We start from the raw sequence: 23,582 nt of genomic DNA on the forward strand, positions 1-23,582 counted from the left end.
GTTGGGAATGTTCTATCAAATTGTGGGCGAAATGCGGGAAATCTATGAACGCCCATCAAAACAGTGAAAAACGACCCGGTTTACACCGTTTCTGTGTAGCAACGCTTGTGCTGCTCGCCGATTAACGCATTCTGCGAATCGGATATACCCAGATGCATGGCGTTTCGCCCCGCTGCGCGATCGTTTATGGAGAACGCGCAAGGAAATGGGTGGCGACAGGATCGGGTTGCTTAATGAGTGAAAAGACGTCTTGGCTGATTGAAACAATGCGCGGCACAATCGCAGCCTGCGGAGAACAGTCATGCAGCATGGAAGGTCGGTGGGCTTGATGTCTCGACAGACGGACAACGCATATCCGAAACCGCTCGTCACACCGAAGCGCAATTCCAGCGGCGCGCTGCGTCTGCTGATCGTCGGCCTTCTGCTGACCGGGCTGGCGGTTGTCTATTTCCTGTTTCGCGACCGGATTGGCGATGGCTTCGCGCTCATCCTGATGGGCATACTGTCTATGGTCGGCGTCTTCTATCTTCTGGGGGCCACCACAGGACTCATACAGTTCAGCCAGCGTAAAGGCGGGCAGGATCTGGCGCATTCCTTCATGGATTCGCAGCCGGAAGGCACGGTCATTTCCGATTCTCGCGGACAGATCGTCTATGCCAATCAGGCCTATGCCAATATGACCGGCGTTGCGAACGCCGATGGCATCCGCTCGCTCGACAATGTGCTGACGGCTGAACCAGCAGCTTCTGACGCAATCTACCGTCTCACAAATGCGGTGCGCGACGGTCTTTCAGGGCAGGAAGAAGTGCGGCTGTCTGGCGGTCTTTCACGCGAGGCGCATGGTTCTTTGGCGCCGGTCTGGTATCGGATCAAGGCTCGCCCTATCGAGGCAGGACAAGACTACAAAGGCCCGCTCGCCGCCTGGCAGATTGCCGATATTTCCGAGGAACGCGCCGAACAGGAACGTTTCTTTCAGGAGCTTCAGGAAGCGATCAATCATCTTGATCACGCACCGGCGGGCTTCTTCTCTGCCGATCCATCGGGTCGTATCATCTATCTCAACGCCACTTTGGCGGAATGGCTGGGCGTCGATCTGACAGCCTTCACACCGGGTTCGCTGACACTCAACGAAATCGTTGCGGGCAGCGGCATGGCGCTCATCAAGGCCGTCAAGGCAGAACCTGGCACCAGCCGCAACACGGTGATCGATCTCGATCTTATCAAGCGCAATGGTCAGAGCTTGGCCGTGCGCTTTTATCATCGTGTGCAGGCGGCCCGTGACGGCACGCGCGGAACGAGCCGTACTATTGTTCTGGATCGCGCAGAGGGTGATGATTCCTCGGCTGCGCTGCGTTCGGCGGAAGTGCGGTTCACGCGCTTCTTCAATTCTGCGCCGATGGCCATTGCCGCCGTCGATGCACAGGGACACACGCTGCGCACCAATGCGCGCTTCCTCGATATTTTCTCATCCGTTGTGGATCGCGATTCCGTTGATCGCCGCGTGAAGCTCGAAAATGTCGTGCATGAGCGTGACCGTGAAGTGTTCACCAAGGCTCTTGCCGCGGCATTTGCCGGGCAGGCCAGCATTTCGCCGGTCGACACGGTGCTTCCGGGCAATGAGGAACGGCATATCCGTTTCTATATGAGCCCGGTCAGCGATATGGGCGGGGAATCGTCGGAAGAGGCGGCAATCATTTCCGCCGTTGAAACGACGGAGCAGAAAGCGCTCGAAAACCAAATGGCGCAGAGCCAGAAGATGCAGGCTGTTGGCCAGCTCGCCGGTGGCATTGCCCACGACTTCAACAACGTTCTGACGGCGATCATCATGTCGTCGGACCTGTTGTTGACCAATCATCGCGCATCCGATCCGTCTTTCCCCGACATTATGAACATCAAGCAGAACGCAAACCGCGCGGCTTCGCTTGTACGCCAGTTGCTCGCGTTCTCGCGCCGCCAGACACTGCGTCCGGAAGTGCTGGACCTGACCGATGTTCTGGCCGATCTGCGCATGCTGCTTGCACGCCTTGTCGGCAAGGATATCGAACTGAAAATCGATCATGGCCGCGATCTTTGGCCGGTCAAAGCTGATCTGGGCCAGTTCGAGCAGGTTGCCGTCAATCTGGCGGTGAATGCGCGCGATGCAATGCCCGAGGGCGGTGCAATCACGCTGCGGACCCGCAACGTGCCCGTCCATGAAGCGGCAAAGCTCAACTATCGCGATCTTCCGGAAGCCGATTATGTCGTCTTCGAGGTGGAAGATACCGGCACCGGTATTCCAGCCGATGTGCTTGAGAAGATTTTTGAGCCGTTCTTCACCACCAAGGAAGTGGGCAAGGGCACGGGTCTCGGCCTGTCGATGGTCTATGGCATTATCAAGCAGACCGGCGGCTTCATCTATTGCGATTCCGAAGTCGGCAAGGGAACGACCTTCAAGATCTTCCTGCCACGCCTCATCGTGGAAAAGAGCGCCGAGGACGTGCCCGTCGCGGTCAAGGAAAAGAAGGTCGAAAAGGCGACCGACCTTTCCGGTTCCGCTACGGTTCTGCTCGTTGAAGACGAGGATGCCGTGCGTATGGGCGGCGTGCGTGCGCTCCAGTCACGCGGCTATACGGTGCATGAAGCGGCTTCTGGTGTCGAAGCTCTCGAAATCATGGAAGAGCTTGGCGGCGAAGTGGATATCGTTGTGTCCGACGTGGTCATGCCAGAAATGGACGGTCCGACGCTGTTGCGTGAACTGCGCAAGACTTATCCGGATATCAAATTCGTGTTTGTATCCGGTTATGCGGAAGACGCCTTCGCGCGCAACCTGCCTGCCGATGCAAAGTTCGGTTTCCTGCCAAAGCCGTTCTCGCTCAAACAGTTGGCGACCACCGTTAAGGAAATGCTGGAGAAGCAGGACTGATGGATTTGACGTCCACTTCCCGGCAAGACAGTCATGCGTAGTGGTCGCATAGCGGTTTTCGGCGGCGGTCCATCCGGTCTGATCGCAGCCGAAAAACTGTCGGCGCTCGGATATAGCGTGACTGTTTACGAGCAGATGCCGACGGTCGGACGCAAATTTCTGCTGGCTGGAAAATCCGGTCTCAACATCACCCATGCGGAAGATTTCTCCGTCTTTACGACCCGGTTTGGCGCAGCCTATGCCAGGCTTCTGCCGATGCTGCAAAAGTTTGGGCCTCAAGATTTGCGGAATTGGGCTGACGCGCTTGGTGCTGAAACCTTCGTCGGATCGTCGGATCGCGTGTTTCCCAAGGTGATGAAAGCCTCGCCGCTTTTGCGCGCGTGGGGGCGTCGTCTGGAAACGCAGGGCGTGCGCGTGCTGACGCGTCATCGCTGGGTTGGCTTTGATGGCGATATGCCGATTGTGGAAACGGCCAATGGCCGTGAAACAGTCGAATGCGATGCCGCGCTGTTTGCCTTTGGCGGCGCGAGCTGGCCTAAACTCGGTTCGAACGGTGCCTGGGTGCCGCCTTTTACAGAGAAGGGCATCACGATTGCTCCGTTGCGCTCTGCAAATTGCGGCTTCGATGTTAACTGGAGCGAGTATTTGGCCAGCCGTTTTGCAGGTGAGCCGGTGAAATCGGTCACCATCACGAGCAGGGCGGGAACGACACAGGGCGAATTCGTTATCACCAAGACGGGTGTCGAAGGCAGCCTTGTCTACGCCCACGCAGCGGCGTTGCGCGACGCGCTGGCGGCAGACGGGCAGGCCGATCTGGTGCTTGACCTTGCGCCGGGTCGCAGCGTTGAACGTCTTAAAGCTGATCTGGCGCGACAAGACAGCAAGCTCAGCTTTGGCAATCTGTTGCGTAAGGGCGCTGGCCTGACCGGTGTGAAGGCAGCGCTTGTCGCGGAATATCTGCGGGATAAAAACCCTGACAAGCTGGCTCATGCCATCAAGGCGCTTCACATTCCACTGTTGCGTACCCGTCCGATAGAGGAAGTTATCTCTTCGGCAGGTGGTATCATCTGGGACGAGATCGACCAAAATCAGATGCTGCAGAAATTGCCCGGTGTCTTTGTTGCTGGTGAAATGGTCGATTGGGAAGCGCCTACCGGCGGTTATCTCCTGACGGCATGTTTCACAATGGGCATCGCCGCAGCCGAAGGCATTGACAGCTGGCTACAATCATCCTGAGCGGATTTGAAAGCTGATTGAGAAATGGCGCACCCGACAGGATTCGAACCTGTGACCTCTGCCTTCGGAGGGCAGCACTCTATCCAGCTGAGCTACGGGTGCACACTGGACGGCTGAAAGCCTGATCTGCCGCGTTTCTAGCTGAACCACGCAATCGCATCAATGACTTATTTTCATAAACCAGACTAAATCTGATGCGGGCTGCATGAATGAGTAACGCGGCGTGAAACTCCTGGCCGAAAGGTCAGCCAGGAGCCTGTTTGTTGAAGTGGTTATGCAGGGCGCTTTGCGAGTTCGTTACCGCCATTCCATGCACGCAGTCCGACCAGCACCACGATGGCGAGGGCGCAAAGAAGAGCCAGAACATAGAAACCGGCATCATGATTGCCGACGGCAACATCGGCCCAGTTCTTGATCTGAGGCGCGAAGAATGCGCCCAGATTGCCGATGGATACGATGAAGGCGATACCGCTTGCCGCGCCGACACCACCGAGATAGCGCGTCGGGAGGCTCCAGAAAACCGGCTGTGATGCCGTTAGCCCCGGCACCGCAATACATGCTGCAATCAGCATGATCCATGCGTTTCCAGTTAGGCCGATCATGCCCAAAGCGATGGTGCCCGCGGTAACCATCAGGGCGCAGATAAGCCGGTGTTTGCCGGTATTGTCCGCAAGCACGGTGAAATAGCGGGTTGCAATCACCGAACACAGCCACGGCAGGCTCAACAGCGTGCCGATGAAGAGGTTCATCTCGCCACCCGATGCCGCATCAGCGAATCGCGACGGGAAGTAGAATGTCAGCGGCGCGGTGCCGATCTGCAGGAAAAAGTAGATCGCGATAAACGCCCACACTCTGGCGTCTTTCAGAACAGAAAGCGCCGAATGTTTGTGGGTGTTTTCCTTGGCGGCTTCTTCTGCCTTCACGACAGTGGTCAGCGCGTCTCTTTCTTCTGGTGTGAGCCAGCTTGCCTTTTCAGGCCGGTCGGTCAGATAGAAGAGTGCGATGATGCCCATGAGCGAGGCGCCAAGACCCTCGACAAGGAACATCCATTGCCAGTTGGTCAGTCCGAAAACGCCGTGATGTGTGAGCAGCCAGCCGGACAGGGGGCTGCCCAGCACCAGAGCAAGCGGTACGCCCAGATAGAACAGGCCCGTCGCCTTTGCGCGTTCCTTCGCTGGAAACCAGTAGGTTAGATAGAGCAGCACACCGGGATAAAAACCGGCTTCGCAAACGCCCAGCAGAAAACGCAGCGTGTAGAACACGGTTTCCGTATGGGCGAACATCATCGCTGCGGATACGAGGCCCCAGCTGATCATGATGCGGCTAAGCCAGAGCCGTGCTCCGACTTTGTGCAGGATAATATTGCTCGGCACTTCAAACAGAGCGTAACCGATGAAGAATATACCCGCTCCGAAAGCATAGGCGGCGTCGCTCAAACCCGTATCGAGTTGGAATTCCTTCTTGGCAAAGCCGATATTCGCGCGATCCAGAAAGGCCATGATCAGCATCAGCGCCAGAAATGGCAGCAATCGCCGGGTGGCCTTTCGAACAGCAGTATCAATATGTGCAGCACTCATCCCGATGTGTCTCCTCCTCATCACCTCAAGAATGCGCGCAAGCTAATGTAAACCCGTATATGGATAAAGGCTGCAAATATGAATACGTAGAGACGTGGGTGAGGTTATAGCGCCGAAATCTTTGCTGTAGGGCTGCTGCCGAGGGTTCAGAATATGAAATATTTTATATGCAAATCTATGCCACCTCTAATGAATTAAATTGAAATATAAACAAATATTACAGTGCGTATTATTGCGTTGATTTTTCGAGTCGACGATTCGCGAAAATCACCTTGCTGGGCATCAAAATCGCCATTGAAAGTGTCAATCACATTAGATTTTTTTCGGCCGGATTGATCGGTTTTAAAGTTTTCAAAATTCAATTTTCTTGTCCAAAAAAGTACAAAACGCGCCGTTTTATAGAAAAATTGGACGTGGAGACAAGTTTCAGGATTCTACGCTAACGACAGAGCCAACCGGCGCGGTTATCGTCAATCATCCAATAAAGAACATCCAAAACCAATGATTATGGTGTCCACATCTCTGTGGCTGCTGGGGTGTCTCTTTGCGTTTGAAGAATTGACATAAACCGGATGAGTATCGCGGGAGGTTTTTGTGAGCATCATCTTCAAATCTTCGAGTATATCCGCTGAACGCATGTCAACGCGTCGTATTCTCGTTGCTGGCGGAGCAGGGTTCCTGGGCTCGCATCTTTGCGAACGGCTCCTGCGCGAAGGTAATTTCGTTATCTGTGTCGATAATTTTTCCACGGGTCGTATCGAAAACCTGCGCAATCTGCTGCGCTACGACACATTCAGCTTCGTTCGCCATGACATTGTGCATCCGCTCGATCTGCCGGTTGATGAAATCTACAATCTGGCATGCCCGGCTTCGCCGCCGCATTACCAGGCCGATCCGGTTCACACGATGAAGACGAGCGTTATCGGCTCGCTCAATCTGCTCGAACTTGCTGCTCATTATCAGGCCCGGATTTTTCAGGCTTCTACATCAGAAGTCTATGGCGATCCCCAGGTGCATCCGCAGCCGGAATCTTATTGGGGCAATGTCAATTCGTTCGGCCCGCGCTCTTGCTACGACGAAGGCAAGCGGTCGGCTGAAACGCTGTTTTATGATTTCCATAAGCAATACGGCGTCGATATTCGCATCGTGCGCATCTTCAACACCTATGGTCCGCGCATGCGCCCGGATGATGGCCGCGTCGTATCCAACTTCATCGTACAAGCCCTCAAGGGCGACGATATCACCATCTATGGCGATGGTTCCCAGACGCGCTCCTTCTGCTATGTCGATGATCTTATTGAAGGTTTCTGCCGCCTGATGGGCAGCCAACCTGCCATCCACACGCCGGTCAATCTCGGCAATCCCGGTGAGTTCACAGTGCGTGAACTGGCTGAACAGATCATCGCTCTGACCGGTTCGTCATCGCGAATTGTGCAACGCCCGTTGCCAACGGATGACCCGCGCCAGCGTCGCCCGGACATCACGGTTGCCAAGCGCGAGCTTGGCTGGGAACCGGCGATTGCCCTGACAGAAGGTCTGAAGTCGACGATCTCCTACTTTGAGCGCCAGCTGGTCCGACCTTCGGGAGAGCTTGTTGAGGTGGCATGATGACCCAGCAAAACGTACTCGTTGCCGGCGGTGCTGGCTTTATCGGTAGCCATACGGCCAAGCTTTTGGCCGGGCACGGTTTTTCACCGGTCGTCTATGACAATCTGTCGACTGGTCATAAGGCTTCGGTACGTTGGGGTGAATTCGTCGAAGGCGATATTCTCTCGCAGGACAAGCTCATCGCGGCGATTGAGACCTACGATCCTGTTGCAGTCATTCACTTTGCGGCTTCGGCTTATGTCGGAGAATCCGTCACGGACCCGGCTAAGTATTACCGGAACAATGTCTGCGGCACGCAATCGCTTCTGGAAGCGTGCCGTTTGACGGGCGGTCGTCCGGTCATCTTCTCGTCCAGCTGCGCTACCTATGGTGTTCCCGATCGCTTGCCGATCCGGGAAGGCGAGGTGCAGCGTCCAATCAATCCTTATGGGCGGACCAAGCTGATCGCTGAGCATATGCTTGCCGATTATTCGGCAGCCTACGGAATGCGTTATGCGGCGCTGCGTTATTTCAACGCTTGCGGCGCCGATATCGACGGGGAACTGGGCGAAAAGCACGATCCTGAAACCCATCTTATTCCGCGCGCCATGCTGGCTGCAGCTGGAAGCGCCGATGTGCTTGAAGTTTTCGGTGATGATTACGACACGCCGGACGGCACCTGCATTCGCGACTATATCCATGTTGTCGATCTGGCGCGGGCTCACGTGCTGGCGGTCGAACATCTGGTCAATGGCGGCGGTAATCTGGTTCTCAATCTTGGAACTGGACGCGGCACGTCGATCAAGGAAATCGTTGATGCCATCGGGCGCGTTACGGGACGTCAGGTGCCGGTCGAAATGCGCGCGCGTCGTGCAGGCGATCCGCCAGCACTTTACGCCGATCCGGCGGAAGCAGCAGCAAAGCTTGGCTTCACAACGCTCCATTCCGATCTCGACACGATTATTCGTACTGCTGCTCCATTCTTCGGTCTGGAGGCGCGATCATGAAGACGCCCCGGATTCCTCTGGTTGCGGACAACAAGGAACCATTGCTGACGCCCATTTTCACCGGCCGCAAGCGGGTTGAATATATTGTCGGCATCGTTCTCTGGGCCATGGCTATCGCCTATTTCTGGCAGTGGTGGCTGATCAGCGCCGAACACATCCATCCGGTTGGTTCTGTTCTGGTGACAGCGCTTTTGGCCTGGATAACCATCCTGCCGCTCTATTTTATCCTGATTTTCTTCCATGCTGCGCGCCCGTCCGGCCCGCTGCGGCTGCCGGAAGGAAGCCGCGTGGCCATGGTGGTCACCAAGGCACCGTCCGAACCGTTTGAAGTGGTGTCGGAAACACTGCTTGCGATGCTGGCTCAGAAAGTGCCGCATGACACCTGGCTTGCCGATGAAGATCCATCGCCATCAACGTTGGCCTGGTGCCGTGAGCATGGTGTGTTTGTTTCGACGCGCAAGGGACGTGCGGATTATCACCGGCAAACCTGGCCACGCCGTACGCGGTGCAAGGAAGGCAATCTGGCGTTCTTCTATGATCATTACGGCTATGAACGCTATGACTTCGTATCGCAGCTCGATGCGGACCATGTGCCAGAACCGGATTATCTCTACAACATTCTGCGTCCGTTCGCGGACCCGGCAATCGGCTATGTTTCAGCGCCAAGCATCTGTGATCGCAATGCACATGAAAGCTGGTCGGCACGCGGACGTCTCTATGTTGAGGCGAGCATGCATGGCTCGTTGCAGGCGGGTTACAATGGCGGCTTTGCGCCTGTGTGTATCGGTTCACATTATGCAGTGCGTACAGCGGCTCTGAAGGAAATCGGCGGCCTTGGTCCCGAACTTGCCGAAGATCATTCGACGACCCTGTTCATGAATGCGCATGGCTGGCGTGGCGTCCACGCATTGGATGCGATTGCCCATGGCGATGGTCCGCGCACGTTTGGTGACCTTGTAACGCAGGAGTTTCAGTGGTCGCGCAGTCTGGTCATGATCCTTTTGCAGTACACACCGAAGCTGATCAGCCGTTTGCCACTGCGTCTAAAGTTCCAGTTTCTGTTTTCACAGGTCTGGTATCCGCTCTATGCGTTCTTCCTGGCTATGACCTTCTTGCTGCCGATCATTATCCTTGCCTACGGCGATAATTTTGTCAGCGTCACATATCCGGATTTTCTGCTTCACTTTATGCCGCAGTCGCTGATGATTTTGTTCCTCGCGTTCTGGTGGCGGTCGAGCAAGACATTTCGTCCGGTCGACGGCAAGATTTTCAGCTGGGAAGCGATGCTGTTTCTGCTGGCGCGTTGGCCCTGGGTGTTGGCTGGAACCTTCGCAGCATTTCGTGACTGGGCAACGGGTTCATTCGTCGACTTCCGCGTTACGCCGAAGGGCTCATCAGAAGTCGATCCAGTGCCATTCCGAGTGCTGGCACCCTATGCCTTCATCTCCATGCTGTCGCTGGTTCCGGTTCTGTTGGTCGACGACGCTGATCAAACACGCGGCTTCTACGTCTTCGCCATCATCAATGCGTGCTTCTACCTGTTTCTGATCGGTATGATCATTGTGCAGCATGCGCGTGAAAACAAGGTGCGGATGCAAAGCCGGTTCTATCAGCCGGTCCTCGCAAGCAGCTTTATGGCGCTCGTCATGGTCACAGGTTTTACGACCGCTGAACGGGGCCGCGACGGCATTGAAGCTCTGACCTGGGGCACGTTGAGCTTTTCAGTATTCGACGACCAATTCTCGGTAGCTGGAGCAGGCGTCGGCGGACGCGACACTCACAAGACAATATTCAACCCTCGTTGGCGCAAGAACCCGTTCAACGGGTCGAGCAACGATAACAATTAGCGGAGAGGCGGGACTTGTTATGAAGATCGCTGTCATTGGAACGGGTTATGTCGGTTTGGTCAGCGGCACCTGCTTCGCCGCCTGGGGACATGAGGTTGTCTGCGTGGACAAGGATGCGCAGAAGATTTCCGGACTGGAACGCGGCGTTGTGCCCATTTACGAACCGGGGCTTGATGAACTGGTCGAGCGCAACTTCGCCTTTGGCCGTCTCAGCTTCACCTGCAATCTTGCGGAAGCCGTCAAGGGCGCGCAGCTCGTGCTGATCGCTGTCGGCACGCCAGCACGTGCCGGACATGGCGATGCCGACCTGTCGTTTGTCTATATGGCCGCCCGTGAACTCGCACCGTTGATTGATGACAATGTGGTTGTTGTCGTGAAGTCAACCGTTCCGGTGGGCACCGGCGATGTGGTGCAGAAGATCATTGGTTCAGTGCGCAAGCCGGGAACCTTCTCGGTTGCCTCCAATCCCGAATTCCTGCGGGAAGGCGTTGCCATTCGCGACTTTCTGGAACCGGACCGCGTGGTAATCGGCGTCGAGGACGAGCGGGCGCGCAAGCTTCTCGTCGAGCTTTACAGCGCGCCGCTTGAAGCAAACCAGACGCCCATCGTGGTGACGCAGCGCCGTACATCCGAACTGATCAAATATGCGGCCAATGCGTTCCTCGCCACCAAGATCACCTTCATCAACGAACTCGCCGATCTCTGCGAGGAAGTGGGCAGCGACGTTACCGATCTGGCTTTGGGCATGGGGCTGGACAAGCGGATCGGCACCAGTTTTCTGAATGCGGGTCCGGGCTATGGCGGCTCTTGCTTCCCCAAGGACACGATTGCTCTGCTGCGGACCGCACAGGACCACGGCGTGGCCCTGCGTCTGGTCGAGGAAACCGTGACCGCAAATGAAGCGCGCAAGCGCCGCATGGCGCTGAAGGTCATGGATGCACTCGGCGGCGATATCGAAGGCCGAACCATTGCTGTTCTCGGTCTGACCTTCAAGCCGGATACGGACGATATGCGCGATGCGCCGTCCATTCCGCTGATCGAAACCTTGCAGCGTTTCGGTGCGCGCATTCAGGCACACGATCCGGTTGGCATCGAGAATGCGCGCCGCATCCTGACCGATGTGGAGTTTTTCGAGAACGCCTATGACTGCGTTGCCGATGCGGATGCTGCGGTCGTCGTGACCGAATGGGACAGCATTCGCAAGCTTGATCTCGCTCGCATGAAGCGCCTGATGCATCAGGCAGTTCTCGTTGACCTTAGAAACGTCTTTTCCCGAACTGCGGCCGAAAGACTTGGATTTCGTGTTTCGACCATCGGTCGCCCCGTTCATCTGCGGCAGGAAATAAAACCAACAACGTTGCTGCCGCAGGCGCGCGTCCGCCCACCACAAGAACCCCAGGCGGGCGCGCGCAATCTCAAAATTGTGGGAGGATCAAATGAAACTATCGATATTTGATACCGGCCGCTATTTCAGCCGCCGGAGCAAGCTGGCCCTGACACCTCTTGCCCTGATGGCTGGCCTTATGGGGCTTGCCGCTGGTGCTGCCGAGGCTGCGACCATGCCCGGTGACAACACACCTGCCGGTACGCGTGTGATGACGCCGTTTGAAATCTACACGCTTTACCGTGACAAGAACTGGCAATGGGCCGATGGGTCGGGTCAGATGCAGATCACGGATCGTCGCTTCACCGCGCGCGTTGATGGCGAAAAGGGCAAAGCCTGGGCCGAAGGTCGCTGGATGATCACCAAGACCGGGCTGATGTGCCTGAAGGCTGACTGGCATACCGATCAGGGCAAGTTTCCAGTCAAGACATGCTTCTCGCACCGTATCGGTGATGGCGTGGTCTATCAGAAGCGCGAGCCGGATGGCGTTTGGTACGTCTTCCGTCATGCCGACGGACGCGCCGAGGATGAAGCACGCAAACTCGTATCCATCAGCCTTTCAACGGAACAAAAGAATGGCGCGCTGAAAGCGGAAGCAACAACTCCGCAATCGCCAAAACAATAGAAGGGAGGGGGCCATGAAAACCCCTTATAAAATAGCCTCTATTTTACTCTGCGGAGCGCTTGTCTCCACTGCCGTTTACGCCGCGAGCGGCGTTTCCGGTGCGACGGTGGATACGCGTAATCTGTTCCACGACAAGCGCCCGGTCATCACGCCGAACTCGATCAAGCCCGGCGCTTACGATCCACACGGGGATTATACAAACGATCCCAATTCGAAGATCGAACATCTGTTCTTGCCGTGGGAAGATGTGGATCTGACGAGCCTCGCCCAGGCGGATTCCTATGCGCGTGAACGCGGTCGCGAGTTGCTGATCACGATCGAACCCTGGTCATGGGCGCGTGACTGGCGTGTTGCGCCGGATGCGCTGTTGAGCGGCATCGAGAATGGTCGCTACGATTCCAACATGGGTGCTGTCTGTTCGGCAGCGTCGAAACTGAAAAGCCCGGTGACCATTCGTTGGGCACAGGAAATGGACGACAAGTCTGGACAGTTCACCTGGTCCTACTGGTCGCCGCAGGGATACATTTCCGCTTACCAGCATGTGGTCAAGGTTTGTAAAAAGACTTTGCCAAACGCCAAATATATGTGGTCGCCAAAGGGAGAAGAGGGTCTTCAGGCCTATTATCCCGGTGATGCCTTCGTGGATGTGATTGGCCTCTCGGTGTTTGGCTACGAGCCTTACGACAAGCTGGAGGTTGGACGCCCCACGAGTTTCGTCGAACGCGCGAAGCCCGGATACGATCGGGTCGTGGCATTCAACAAGCCGATCGTTATCGCCGAACTTGGTTACGAAGGCAGCGACGATTATGTCCGGGCCTGGGCCGCAGAGGCCAACAAGCCTCAGCCCGAATTCCCGGCACTGACTGCTGTCGTCTATTTCAACGACCGCGAAGTCTATCCTTGGCCAAGGGGTGTCGGACGGCCTGACTGGCGCGTTGCGAACCATCCTTTGGATTAAACTAAACGTCTAACCCCGACCGTTAAACGATTGGACAGGAAAGCAAAATGTTTTCGATCCGTTTCACAGCCGTGAGTGCGGCGCTGTCCGTACTCCTCGTAGCAGGTGCCGCCGAAGCAGCACCGAAGCCAAAAGCAGATGACGCAACGGCCAAGATGGCTGCTGCGGCATCACCAATGTCCGCACAGGCGCTTGAGGCGATCTATGCGGGCAAGACATGGAAATGGAAGGATGGCGGTGGCTTTTTCTCAGCCGACCGGCACAAACTGGCAGCCTGGTCCAAGAAGGGCAAGGCCTGGTCTTATGGCGAGGGACGCTGGTACGCGACCGACGGCGGTAAGCTCTGCATGCAGGCTTACTGGCGCAATAAATCCGGTGGCGGCGGCGGAGATACAAGCTGCTTTCTGCACCGCGAGAAGGCAGGCGTAATCTACCAGAAGCGTTCCATTGGTGGCGACTGGTACATATTCCGGAACAACCCGCCGAAGCCGACGGATGAAGCGCAAAAGCTCGTGCGGGGCGATCTGGTCAGCAAAGGACTGATGCGAATTAAAGCGTCAGCCAAATAAATCCCGGGCGGGGAAACCGGCTCGCCGACTTCGTGCTTTAGGAGTGCATGAGCGGAGTTGGCGGGCTGGTGGTCTTTAGAAGCCGACATTTACATCCTTGAATATCAACGGATGTAAATGTCGGCCCCAGATCACGGACATTATCAGTCCCGCATGAAGCAGCGCGACTTTTGACCAAAGCCGCTCGGCGTGCAGACATAGGGAGTGGCGCCGAAATATTGCGAAGCCGAGACTTTAACGACCTTGCCCATCGGGTTCTTATTGTAACGGACTTCGTTATTGACGCGATACTTGACGAGATAGACCGATCGCGTGTCATTCTTCGGCTTATGGCTGTCCTTTGCCTGCGCGTTTGCTGACAGGCACAAAGAAGCTGCGAGACCGATTGCCGCCGTTGCTACCCATTTTACGCTTTCACGGCGTACAGCATTGAAAAATACATTGTTCATGCGACTGCCTCCTGTTGGTTATTTTGGAGGTGTTGTAGCAAGCGCGATTTAACATTCCTGCCGGAAATTCCGGACAATTTTCACTAAATGGGATGCAGTCGCATATATCCCATGAAAGGCGCGCGGCTGTCTACTGTTAGAATCTTCTAATATAATAAGGGTTTATAACAGGTAGCACCTAAAGATGCTTAGTGATTGGAATTACTCGCAATTTTGAATTCTAGAGTTTTGCTGAACGAACTTTTTAAAAGGGAGCTTTAAGCGAAAGTTTTCGTAGCGTTTATACATGAAACTAATTTAATCTCTCGCCAGCGAATTCGATTTATTTAATTTTTACCAATGATATTATCTAGGCATAAAGTCTAATATCGAAATGCGTCGCTTGGGTGAGGCGATGAAATCAGGGAACTGCCGTGACGTCAGACAATGACAAGACCGGGCTAGATCTTAAATTGGAATTTGTCGAGCGTCGGCAATCAGTGCGCACGCCGGTTTCTCCGTTGGGGGAGGTTACTGGTAGCGCCAACCTATTGGAGCCACTCGTTTTTTCAACGGAAGGCTGCGAGCCGTCTGAGCAGTTTTCCGCTTGGCAACAACATATGGCACCCTTGCTCGACTTGCGTCTACCCGATGGCATTCGTCCCGGCGAAGGCTTTTTAGCCACTCAAGCCGTGTGGAATCTGGGGGGGATGCTTCTCATCCAGCAGACCGCACCGGCATTCAGCTATGAGCGTCCAAAGGAAAAGGTGCGTTTCAGCTCGATTGATCATTGGCAGATCAGTTTTTTGCGCAGCGGTCATAGCTGGACAGGCGTTGACGGTCGTGTTGCAGAAAATGAGCCGGGAATGATTGATGTGCGCTCGTTGGGCTATCCATTTCGGGGGCGGGCCATTGCGTCGGAATCTGTGTCCCTTATCATTCCTGTCGACCAGTTTGCCGGTCGCGGCGGCATGCCGGAAGCCAGCAATAATGTCACTCTGGGCGGTTATCGCGCCAAACTGTTGATCGATTTCGTTACAAGCCTTGAGGATGGCCTCAGTCGAGCGACCAATGAAGACTTACCCGGTTTGCGGGACAGTCTGCGACAGATCATATTCGATACGATTGCGCCACTCGTAAAGAAGATCGATGTCAGCGAGCAGATTTCCCAACTGGGATTGATGACCAAGGCGAGACGTTTCATCCAAAAAAATCTGATGTCGCGCGATCTGACACCGGAAGCTCTGAGTCGCGAACTGGCTGTTTCACGCACACATCTTTATCAGCTCTTTGAAGGATCGGGCGGCGTTCTGAATTACATTCGGCAAAGGCGTCTGTTCGGGGCTCATGCCATGCTGGCAGATGCAAGCGAAAATCGAAGGGTGGCGGATGTTGCTCTGGCTTTCGGCTTTGATTCTGCTGCCAATTTTACACGCGCATTCACGCAGCAATTTGGCTACAGCCCAAGCAGCGTGCGCAAAGCTTCGTCAAGAACTGATACGGTCGCGGATACGCAGCAGGATCAGAGCCAGCCAGCGACGTTCGAAACGTTGTTGCGTACACTTGCCATGTTCGATGTCTGAAGGGGGTATCTGGCAAGTAAGACCGGCTCGTAAGCACAAAGAAGGCGCCATTGGCGCCTTGTTTTATGAGCTGATCATTCGTCCAATCCACAGGAGTATACAGGCGCCGACAAAGCCGGAAATCAGATAGCCAAGCCAGCCGCCGAAAGAGACACCCAGAAAACCGAATATGAAGCTCGCCACTGCGGCACCGATGATGCCCAGAATGATATTCATGAATATGCCGGTATTGCTGTTCATGAAATTGGAAGCAATCCAGCCAGCAAGGCCACCTATGATGATGGCTGCAATCCAGCCCACGCCTGCACCGCTCATTTGATCCACTCCTTTAATCCAGGCTCAGCAAGTACCAATTGGTTATGCCAAGCCTTGAAACATGTCTTCCAAAGTTGGGACCGAGAAGCGGACCCGCAAAAGAAACGAACATGTGTGACAACAGGTTCCCGAAACGTCAGCGCTTTACGCAACACCTCAAGAAATCGGATCGATCGTTCGAACAGTCGACAAACGCTTGGAACAATTGCTTATCCATGGGATAAACTTCTCATTCCAAGCATCTGTTTATAAACGTATTATGCGATCATAAGTTCCCTTATGACCGCAAAATATTAAAGGCCGGCAGGCACAATGCCGCCATTGTCCTTGAGCTTCTGAATGACCTGTTTGTGCAGCCACACATTCATCGTCGCGGAATCGCTCGTGTCACCGGTATAGCCAAGTTCCTTGGCGAGTTCCTTGCGGTGTTCCAGGCTGCTGTCGAGGCCAAGCGCCTTCATCAGATCGACGATAGACGTTTTCCAGTTGAGCTTCTGACCGCTTTTTGCCACCGCTGCATCGAGAACAGCGCTGACATCAACAGCGCCCGTAGCAGCAGGTGCTGACGAAGAAGGAGCTGCCGCTGTCGTCTGGCTCGGTTCGGCGGTTGCGGTCGTTTCCGTTGCAGGTGTCGCTGCTTGTGCCTGACCCCAGATGGCGCCCTTGATCTTGTCGAAAATGCCCATGTCGAACTCCAGTTGTAAAACAGGTGGCCCGACCGGGGAATTGTCTGAAGAGACATGGTCGGACACGTCAATCAGCCAAAGAACCTGTATGACTGTGCCGAACAGAATGCATTATTTTGCAATTGGTTCCAGACAATATTGCATGTCAGCAATCGATTACTGAATTTATGTCTGTATATCTCTTTTTAGATGAATGGTCTTCAGCTGGAAATATAGGGTGTTCGTTCCGTCTGATGAATATAATAATGTTCGATAGCAACATCAGGAAGCTCAGAGAGATAAAACGATTGTCCATCTGTCGCTTTTGATGTGCCTTCACCTGCCAGACTTGCCCCGAGATCGCTCTTTAATGGCACCGCAAGGGACAGGCCATAAAGAATGACGCCCCAGATGACGAAGGGCGAGGCGGCAATAAGTACGAATATGTACTGAGCTGTTTCCATGCAGTGAATTTTGAATTCATCGTCCGGAAACGTCAAAGAATAGACGACCTCTTCTGCGATCGCAGCGCGCTTTGATTTCCCAATCATCGCAGGAAACAGGGGAATAAAAGTTCTGCCTGCCCGGTGTGCCGCGTTTCACGAGCTAACGCTCGTCATGCGTGTGCTGTTGATTTTCAGCAATCTCCGAAAACAAACGTTGCATTTTCGCCACAATGCGTTGCATAGATGCAACGCTATTGGGTATCATGGTTAATATGGACGCAGCGAATCTGACCACGAATCTGGATAAGACGGAACAATCGTCGCGCAAGGGCGAGGGGCGCAGGCTTCTGGCATTGCCCGGCATAATCACCGTCGTTTCGGCGCTGATTACGGCGTCCATTTCTTTTGCGATTCTGATTGGCATTACTCCGATCACACCTGATCGCACTGTTACGCTGGCTTTGGTCATCATCAATGTCGCGTTGATTTTGTTCCTGATTTTGCTGATTTGCCGCGAGGTCTATCGCATCGTCACAGCGCGCCGCTCGGGTAAGGCAGCGTCGCGGCTACATGTCCGTATCGTGGCGTTGTTCTCTTTGATAGCAGCAGTTCCGGCGATTGTGGTGGCCATTGTCGCGTCGGTAACGCTCAATCTCGGTCTGGACCGGTGGTTCGACACCAATACGCGCGATATTGTGAATTCGTCGCAAAGCCTGACCACGGCCTATATTCGCGAGACGGCACTCAATCTGCAAAGCACGTCTTACTCGATGCTGCAGGATCTGGATGCGCAGCGCACACTTTATAGTCTGGACCGGGGCGGCTTTATTGAATTGCTGACGTTGCAGACGCGCGGACGCGGGTTGCTCGGTGCATTCCTGGTGCGCGCAGACGGCTCCGTCGTGGTCAAAAGCAATACGGGTATGGAAAGCAGCTTGCCTAATCCGCCACATGCAGCCTTGCAAACGGCTGCTGATGGAAAGCCCGTTATCATCCCGCCCGGCGATCTCAATTACGTCGGTGCACTTATCAAGATGCGCGAGATACCGGATGTTTATCTTTACACTGTCCGTCGAGTCGATGCTCAGATTCTCGATGCAATGCGTTTGATGGAAGCCAATACGCAGCGTTATCAGGAGATGGATGCAAACCGCATTCCGACCCAGATTGCCTTTGCACTCCTGTATTTCGGTTTGACGCTGATCGTTCTTCTGTCTGCAATCTGGACCGGTATCGCGGTTGCGGATCGTCTGGTGCGCCCAATCCGCCTGCTGATCGGTGCAGCCGATGATGTGACGGCCGGTGATCTCGATGTTTCCGTTCCCGTTCGTTCGTCCGATGGTGACGTCGGTGCACTGTCCGGCACTTTTAACAACATGGTTGCGGAGCTGAAGAGCCAGCGCAACGAACTGATTGCGGCCAAGGATCAGATCGACGAGCGCCGTCGCTTCTCGGAAGCTGTGCTTTCGGGCGTTACGGCGGGTGTTATCGGCATCGAAACTGATGGTTCCATCTCGATTCTCAACCGCTCGGCGGAACACATGTTTGGCGTTATATCGCAGGATGCGGTGGGCAAGAGCCTCAGCAGCATTGCGCCGGAAATCGGTCAGGCCTTTGAAGTTGCGCGTACTGCGGACAAGACGATGCATCGCGAACAGGTGAGCATGACGCGCAACGGCGTGGCGCGCACCTTCAACGTACAGGTCACGGTCGAAGATATTGAATCCGAGGATCATTCTTATGTCGTGACGGTGGATGACATCACTGATCTCGTGCAGGCGCAACGCACCTCGGCATGGGCTGATGTCGCGCGCCGCATCGCGCATGAAATCAAAAATCCGCTGACCCCGATCCAACTTTCGGCTGAACGCATTCGCCGTCGTTATGGCAAGGTCATCACCGAAGATCGGGAAGTCTTCGATCAGTGCACCGACACCATTATCCGCCAGGTTGGCGATATTGGCCGCATGGTCGATGAATTTTCCGCTTTTGCCCGTATGCCGAAGCCGGAAATGCGACAGATGGATATGCGCGAAGCCTTGCGCGAAGCGTCCTTCCTGATCGAAGTCAGCCGCAGCGACATTAAGTTCGAAAACAATTTCGGACCGGAAAAGCTGACTGGTTCTTTTGACAGCCGTCTGATCGGTCAGGCTTTCGGTAATGTCATCAAGAATGCGAGCGAAGCGATTGATGCCGTTGCCAAGGAAGACCGCGGCGAAGGGCATATTCTTATTCATTCATACAAGGCTGACGGGAATTTGATTGTCGATGTGATCGACAACGGCAAGGGCTTGCCGGGTGACGACCGTCAGAAGCTGCTTGAGCCTTATATGACCACGCGTGAAAAGGGTACGGGGCTCGGCCTCGCCATCGTCCGCAAGATCGTTGAGGATCACGGCGGACATCTCGAATTGCATGACGCGCCAGCGGATTTCCACGGAGGTCGTGGCGCAATGATACGGATGGTCTTTCCAGATATGCAGGCCGGTGTAACCGAGGCTGCCAACGGAAATGACGACACAAAGATAGCTGGACAGGTGAATTGATATGGCAGCCGATATTCTTGTAGTTGATGACGAAGCGGATATCCGGGAGCTCGTAGCTGGTATTCTCAGCGATGAGGGTCATGAAACCCGTACCGCATTCGATGCGGATAGCGCACTGGCGGCTATTGGCGATCGCGTGCCGCGACTGGTGTTTCTGGACATTTGGCTCCAGGGCAGCCGTCTTGACGGGCTGGCTCTGCTGGATGAAATCAAGAAGTTGCATCCCGATCTGCCGGTGGTCATGATTTCCGGTCACGGCAACATCGAGACGGCGGTTTCCGCCATCCGGCGCGGTGCTTACGATTTCATCGAAAAGCCGTTCAAGGCGGATCGTCTGATCCTCGTTGCCGAGCGTGCTCTGGAAACCTCCAAGCTGAAGCGCGAAGTGTCCAATCTGCGCAAGCGGTCTGGCGAAAGCATGGAGCTTATTGGTGCATCGCTGGCCATGAGCCAGTTGCGGCAGACCATCGAGCGTGTTGCGCCCACCAACAGCCGCATCATGATCACTGGCCCCTCGGGTGCCGGCAAGGAACTCGCGGCCCGCGCCATTCACGCACAATCGACCCGCGCCAACGGACCGTTTGTGACCGTGAATGCTGCGACCATTACACCGGAGCGCATGGAGATCGAACTTTTCGGCACGGAAATGGATGGTGGCGAACGCAAGGTCGGAGCTTTGGAAGAAGCGCATGGCGGCATTCTCTATCTCGATGAAGTTGCCGACATGCCGCGCGAAACGCAGAACAAGATTCTGCGCGTGCTGGTCGATCAACAGTTCGAGCGTGTCGGCGGCACGAAACGCGTCAAGGTCGATGTGCGTATCATTTCGTCGACAGCGCAGAACCTTGAAGGCATGATTGCCGAAGGCACATTCCGTGAAGATCTGTTCCACCGCCTGTCGGTTGTTCCGGTTCAGGTTCCGCCGCTCGCAGCACGCCGCGAGGATATTCCGTCGCTTGTCGAATATTTCATGACACAGATCGCCGGGCAGGCGGGTATCAAGCCGCGCAAGATCGGCGCGGATGCGATGGCAGTGCTTCAGGCTCATAGCTGGCCGGGCAATATTCGCCAGCTGCGCAACAATGTTGAGCGCCTGATGATTCTGGCGCGTGGCGACGATGCGGATGCGCCGGTAACGGCTGATCTTCTGCCTGCCGAAATTGGTGACACGCTGCCGCGTGCGCCGACGGAATCGGACCAGCACATCATGGCTCTGCCACTGCGCGAAGCGCGCGAGCGTTTTGAGAAGGAATATCTGATCGCGCAGATCAACCGCTTTGGCGGCAATATTTCGCGCACTGCGGAATTTGTCGGCATGGAACGCTCGGCCTTGCATCGTAAATTGAAATCACTCGGCGTATAAGCGTTTAGTAATTCTACAAGCGGAGCAGCCATGCGGGTGATCGTATGCGGAGCGGGGCAGGTCGGCTATGGCATAGCCGAACGACTGGCCGCCGAGGAAAACGACGTTTCTGTCATTGATACGTCGGCGCGCCACATCGAAATCGTGCGTGATACGCTGGATGTGCGTGGATTCGTTGGTCATGGCTCGCAGCCGGATGTGCTGGCTGCGGCTGGTGCCGATGAAGCGGATATGATCATCGCCGTTACGCTGTCCGACGAAGTGAACATGGTCGCCTGTCAGGTCGCGCATTCGGTGTTCAATGTGCCGACGAAGATTGCGCGAATTCGCGCCCAATCCTATCTCAAGGCGGAATATCAGGACCTGTTTCTCCGCGAAAACCTGCCGATTGATGTGATCATTTCGCCTGAACTGGAAGTGGGCGAGGTGGTGCTGCGCCGTATCGCTCTGCAGGGCGCGACGGATGTTTTGCGCTTTGCCGATGATCGCGTCATTGGCCTTGCCATTGAATGCCTTGAAGAATGCCCGGTCATCAACACGCCGCTCAAGCAATTGACCGATCTGTTTCCCGATCTGGCGGCAACGGTTGTCGGGGTCGTGCGCAATGAAAACCTGTTCATTCCACGCTCGTCCGATGAGCTGAATGCGGGCGACCTCGCTTATGTTGTCACCACGCGCGAGCAGGTCCGCCGCACACTTTCGCTGTTCGGGCATGAAAAGCCGGAAGCGCGCCGCATCGTTATCGCGGGCGGCGGCAATATCGGGCTTTATGTTGCCAAGGCCATCGAAGACCGGAAATGGCAGACCCGTGTGAAGATGATCGAAAGCGACCATGAGCGCGCTTTCACGATTGCCGATCAGCTGAAGCGGACCATGGTGCTGCATGGCAGCGCGCTGGATCAGGCCTTGCTGCAAGAAGCCGATATTCAGGACGCCGATCTGATGGTGGCGCTCACCAATCAGGATCAGGTCAATATTCTCTCCAGCATCATGGCGAAACGCCTTGGCTGCAAAAGCAATATGGCCTTGCTGAATACGGTTGCCTATCAGGATTTCACCCACATGGTGGGGATCGACGCCTATATCAATCCGAAGGCGGTCACGGTTTCAAAAATCCTCCAGCATGTGCGCCGAGGCCGTATTCGTGCGGTTTACAGTGTCTATCGCGATATGGCCGAAATCATCGAAGCCGAAGCACTGGAAACGTCGTCGCTCGTCGGCGCGCCGTTGCGGGATCTGGATTTGCCCGTGGGTTTGCGAATCGGCGCGATCTACAGGGACGGGCAGGTTATCCGCCCCAATGGCGATGTTCGCATCAAGCCGAAGGATCGGGTGGTGATTTTTGCCACGGCAGAGGCCGTCAAACATGTGGAACAGATGTTCCGCGTCAGCCTCGAATTCTTTTAATCGAAGAAATCTGATATAGTTAATTAAGTATGAGTGATATAAGCCTCCAAGCTTTATTTCTTGGGGGCTTTTTATGGACATTTGTACCTTTTGGTACGGACCTCGCTTGCGCGAAGTCGATCAGATTTGTCTGGCGTCGATGGTCATGACGGGTCAGCGCGTAAAGCTGTTTGCCTATGCGCCGATAGAAAATGTTCCCGCTGGCGTGGAATTGCACGACGCCAATACGATATTGCCGGAACGCGCGTTCAAGCGGCTTGATCCCGGCTATCCGACTTTCCGTTCGTCGCGAACCATTGTCCAGTTCAGTGATATTTTCCGCATCATGCTGATGAAACATCAGCAGGGTGTGTGGCTTGATACGGATGTGTTTCTTCTGAAGCAGTTCCATCCAGACCCGGAAAAGCCCTATCTCGCACGTGAAAACCAATATCGGGTGGGCGTATCAGCACTCTATTTCCCGCATGATCATCCGATCATTGGCGAGTTCGAAGCCTATATGTCTGCGACCTATCCTTTGCCGCGATGGCTCGGATTTAGGCGCGGAAAGTTGCGGCCGCTCTATTACCGGGCGATCGGCAAGGAAGTCACGCCGGCCTCCATCGGTATTACGGTCTTTGGCAATGATGGTATTTCGCGGCTCGCCCGCAAATACGGGGTTTTCAAGAACGCCGCGCCACGTGAGAACTTCTACTATTGGGTTGGTAAGGATGCGACACGCATCTATGATCCGGCCTATGGTCTGGAGCCGCTCGACCATCCGGATTTTATTGGCTTCCATGTCCATAAAAAACACAAGGCAGTTGTTTCATTACAACCCGGCAGTTTTTACATGTGGATGAGGGATCGGGTGAGGCCATTGCTTGAACGCAATGATAATATTGAGCTTTCCAAGGCGAGCTGATCACGCAACACTAACCTTGCTACCAATAATTGACACGTGTTCAACAAAATTGTCGGTTGCGCAAAGATTCCCATCCTGTTAACCGAAAGCTGAGGGCGAAGCAGTTGTCTTTCCACAGCAATTGCAGTTCTGTACCGGCACCTCGCGTTCCGGTGCTTGATTTATGCAAATGCGCATGCTCGTCTACAGCATTCCCCGCAAACGTCTCAAACGGTTTTGCGTTCGGAAATGCG

At 55.0% G+C, this 23,582-nt stretch carries 19 protein-coding genes and 1 tRNA gene; 14 read left to right on the top strand and 6 right to left on the bottom strand.

Going from position 1 to position 23,582, the window contains the following annotated elements:
* Positions 1-328 precede the first annotated feature (328 nt).
* Both cckA and FHW00_RS07765 read left to right on the top strand, forming a co-directional pair.
* A complete protein-coding gene (gene cckA / locus FHW00_RS07760) occupies positions 329-2,902 on the top strand; it encodes a cell cycle histidine kinase CckA (RefSeq protein ID WP_078338656.1) in 2,574 nt (857 codons plus the stop codon).
* A 33-nt stretch (positions 2,903-2,935) separates the two neighbouring features.
* The gene (locus tag FHW00_RS07765; RefSeq protein WP_078338580.1) at positions 2,936-4,138 is read left to right on the top strand and encodes a TIGR03862 family flavoprotein; all 1,203 of its coding nucleotides are present in this window, start codon (positions 2,936-2,938) and stop codon (positions 4,136-4,138) included.
* A 25-nt stretch (positions 4,139-4,163) separates the two neighbouring features.
* On the opposite strand, the gene FHW00_RS07770 is transcribed toward FHW00_RS07765, so the two are convergent.
* Both FHW00_RS07770 and FHW00_RS07775 read right to left on the bottom strand, forming a co-directional pair.
* Positions 4,164-4,240, bottom strand: a tRNA-Arg gene (locus FHW00_RS07770).
* Between the two features lie 170 nt (positions 4,241-4,410).
* The gene (locus FHW00_RS07775; protein ID WP_078338581.1) at positions 4,411-5,715 is read right to left on the bottom strand and encodes an MFS transporter; all 1,305 of its coding nucleotides are present in this window, start codon (positions 5,713-5,715) and stop codon (positions 4,411-4,413) included.
* Positions 5,716-6,309: 594 nt separating this feature from the next.
* Between FHW00_RS07775 and FHW00_RS07780 the strand changes: the two genes are divergently transcribed.
* The 7 genes from FHW00_RS07780 to FHW00_RS07810 are packed head-to-tail and all read left to right on the top strand — an operon-like array spanning position 6,310 to position 13,692.
* A complete protein-coding gene (locus FHW00_RS07780) occupies positions 6,310-7,323 on the top strand; it encodes a UDP-glucuronic acid decarboxylase family protein (RefSeq protein WP_078338582.1) in 1,014 nt (337 codons plus the stop codon).
* Positions 7,323-8,309 carry a UDP-glucose 4-epimerase GalE gene (gene galE, locus FHW00_RS07785; protein ID WP_078338657.1) on the top strand — a complete coding sequence of 329 codons (987 nt, stop codon included), beginning with the start codon at positions 7,323-7,325 and terminating at the stop codon, positions 8,307-8,309. Before FHW00_RS07780 ends, galE begins: the two co-directional genes overlap by 1 nt.
* Positions 8,306-10,156, top strand: coding sequence for a glycosyltransferase family 2 protein (locus tag FHW00_RS07790; RefSeq protein ID WP_113533558.1), 1,851 nt, complete (start codon positions 8,306-8,308; stop codon positions 10,154-10,156). Before galE ends, FHW00_RS07790 begins: the two co-directional genes overlap by 4 nt.
* Positions 10,157-10,175: 19 nt before the next feature.
* A complete protein-coding gene (locus FHW00_RS07795; RefSeq protein ID WP_078338583.1) occupies positions 10,176-11,612 on the top strand; it encodes a UDP-glucose dehydrogenase family protein in 1,437 nt (478 codons plus the stop codon).
* Positions 11,593-12,165: a DUF995 domain-containing protein gene (locus FHW00_RS07800; protein ID WP_078338584.1), complete on the top strand. Its 573-nt coding sequence runs from the start codon at positions 11,593-11,595 to the stop codon at positions 12,163-12,165. Before FHW00_RS07795 ends, FHW00_RS07800 begins: the two co-directional genes overlap by 20 nt.
* 13 nt (positions 12,166-12,178) lie before the next feature.
* On the top strand, positions 12,179-13,123 hold the full coding sequence (locus FHW00_RS07805) for a glycoside hydrolase family 26 protein (protein ID WP_078338585.1): 945 nt from the start codon (positions 12,179-12,181) through the stop codon (positions 13,121-13,123).
* Positions 13,124-13,170: 47 nt separating this feature from the next.
* The gene (locus tag FHW00_RS07810) at positions 13,171-13,692 is read left to right on the top strand and encodes a DUF995 domain-containing protein (protein WP_078338586.1); all 522 of its coding nucleotides are present in this window, start codon (positions 13,171-13,173) and stop codon (positions 13,690-13,692) included.
* 143 nt (positions 13,693-13,835) lie between these two features.
* On the opposite strand, the gene FHW00_RS07815 is transcribed toward FHW00_RS07810, so the two are convergent.
* Positions 13,836-14,141 carry a hypothetical protein gene (locus FHW00_RS07815; protein ID WP_078338587.1) on the bottom strand — a complete coding sequence of 102 codons (306 nt, stop codon included), beginning with the start codon at positions 14,139-14,141 and terminating at the stop codon, positions 13,836-13,838.
* A 413-nt stretch (positions 14,142-14,554) separates the two neighbouring features.
* On the opposite strand from FHW00_RS07815, the gene FHW00_RS07820 reads away from it, so the two are divergent.
* On the top strand, positions 14,555-15,703 hold the full coding sequence (locus tag FHW00_RS07820) for a helix-turn-helix domain-containing protein (protein ID WP_078338588.1): 1,149 nt from the start codon (positions 14,555-14,557) through the stop codon (positions 15,701-15,703).
* Between the two features lie 63 nt (positions 15,704-15,766).
* On the opposite strand, the gene FHW00_RS07825 is transcribed toward FHW00_RS07820, so the two are convergent.
* The 3 genes from FHW00_RS07825 to FHW00_RS07835 all read right to left on the bottom strand — a co-directional run bounded on the left by FHW00_RS07825 (position 15,767) and on the right by FHW00_RS07835 (position 17,234).
* On the bottom strand, positions 15,767-16,018 hold the full coding sequence (locus FHW00_RS07825; protein ID WP_078338589.1) for a GlsB/YeaQ/YmgE family stress response membrane protein: 252 nt from the start codon (positions 16,016-16,018) through the stop codon (positions 15,767-15,769).
* A gap of 293 nt (positions 16,019-16,311) precedes the next feature.
* On the bottom strand, positions 16,312-16,704 hold the full coding sequence (locus tag FHW00_RS07830) for a DUF3597 domain-containing protein (protein ID WP_078338590.1): 393 nt from the start codon (positions 16,702-16,704) through the stop codon (positions 16,312-16,314).
* 200 nt (positions 16,705-16,904) lie between these two features.
* The gene (locus FHW00_RS07835; protein ID WP_078338591.1) at positions 16,905-17,234 is read right to left on the bottom strand and encodes a hypothetical protein; all 330 of its coding nucleotides are present in this window, start codon (positions 17,232-17,234) and stop codon (positions 16,905-16,907) included.
* Between the two features lie 125 nt (positions 17,235-17,359).
* Here FHW00_RS07835 and FHW00_RS07840 point away from each other — a divergent pair, with 125 nt between their 5' ends.
* The 4 genes from FHW00_RS07840 (at position 17,360) to FHW00_RS07855 (ending at position 23,349) form a co-directional block, all read left to right on the top strand.
* On the top strand, positions 17,360-19,675 hold the full coding sequence (locus tag FHW00_RS07840) for a sensor histidine kinase NtrY-like (RefSeq protein WP_078338592.1): 2,316 nt from the start codon (positions 17,360-17,362) through the stop codon (positions 19,673-19,675).
* Position 19,676: 1 nt separating this feature from the next.
* Positions 19,677-21,038 carry a nitrogen assimilation response regulator NtrX gene (ntrX, locus tag FHW00_RS07845; RefSeq protein ID WP_078338593.1) on the top strand — a complete coding sequence of 454 codons (1,362 nt, stop codon included), beginning with the start codon at positions 19,677-19,679 and terminating at the stop codon, positions 21,036-21,038.
* A 30-nt stretch (positions 21,039-21,068) separates the two neighbouring features.
* Positions 21,069-22,445 (top strand): Trk system potassium transporter TrkA, encoded by a 1,377-nt coding sequence (gene trkA / locus FHW00_RS07850; protein WP_078338594.1) that lies wholly within the window; start codon positions 21,069-21,071, stop codon positions 22,443-22,445.
* 73 nt (positions 22,446-22,518) lie between these two features.
* Positions 22,519-23,349, top strand: a complete 831-nt coding sequence (locus FHW00_RS07855; protein ID WP_078338595.1) for a glycosyltransferase — start codon at positions 22,519-22,521, stop codon at positions 23,347-23,349.
* Positions 23,350-23,582 lie beyond the last annotated feature (233 nt).

This window comes from Ochrobactrum sp. P6BSIII (assembly GCF_014138065.1).
Lineage (GTDB): Bacteria > Pseudomonadota > Alphaproteobacteria > Rhizobiales > Rhizobiaceae > Brucella.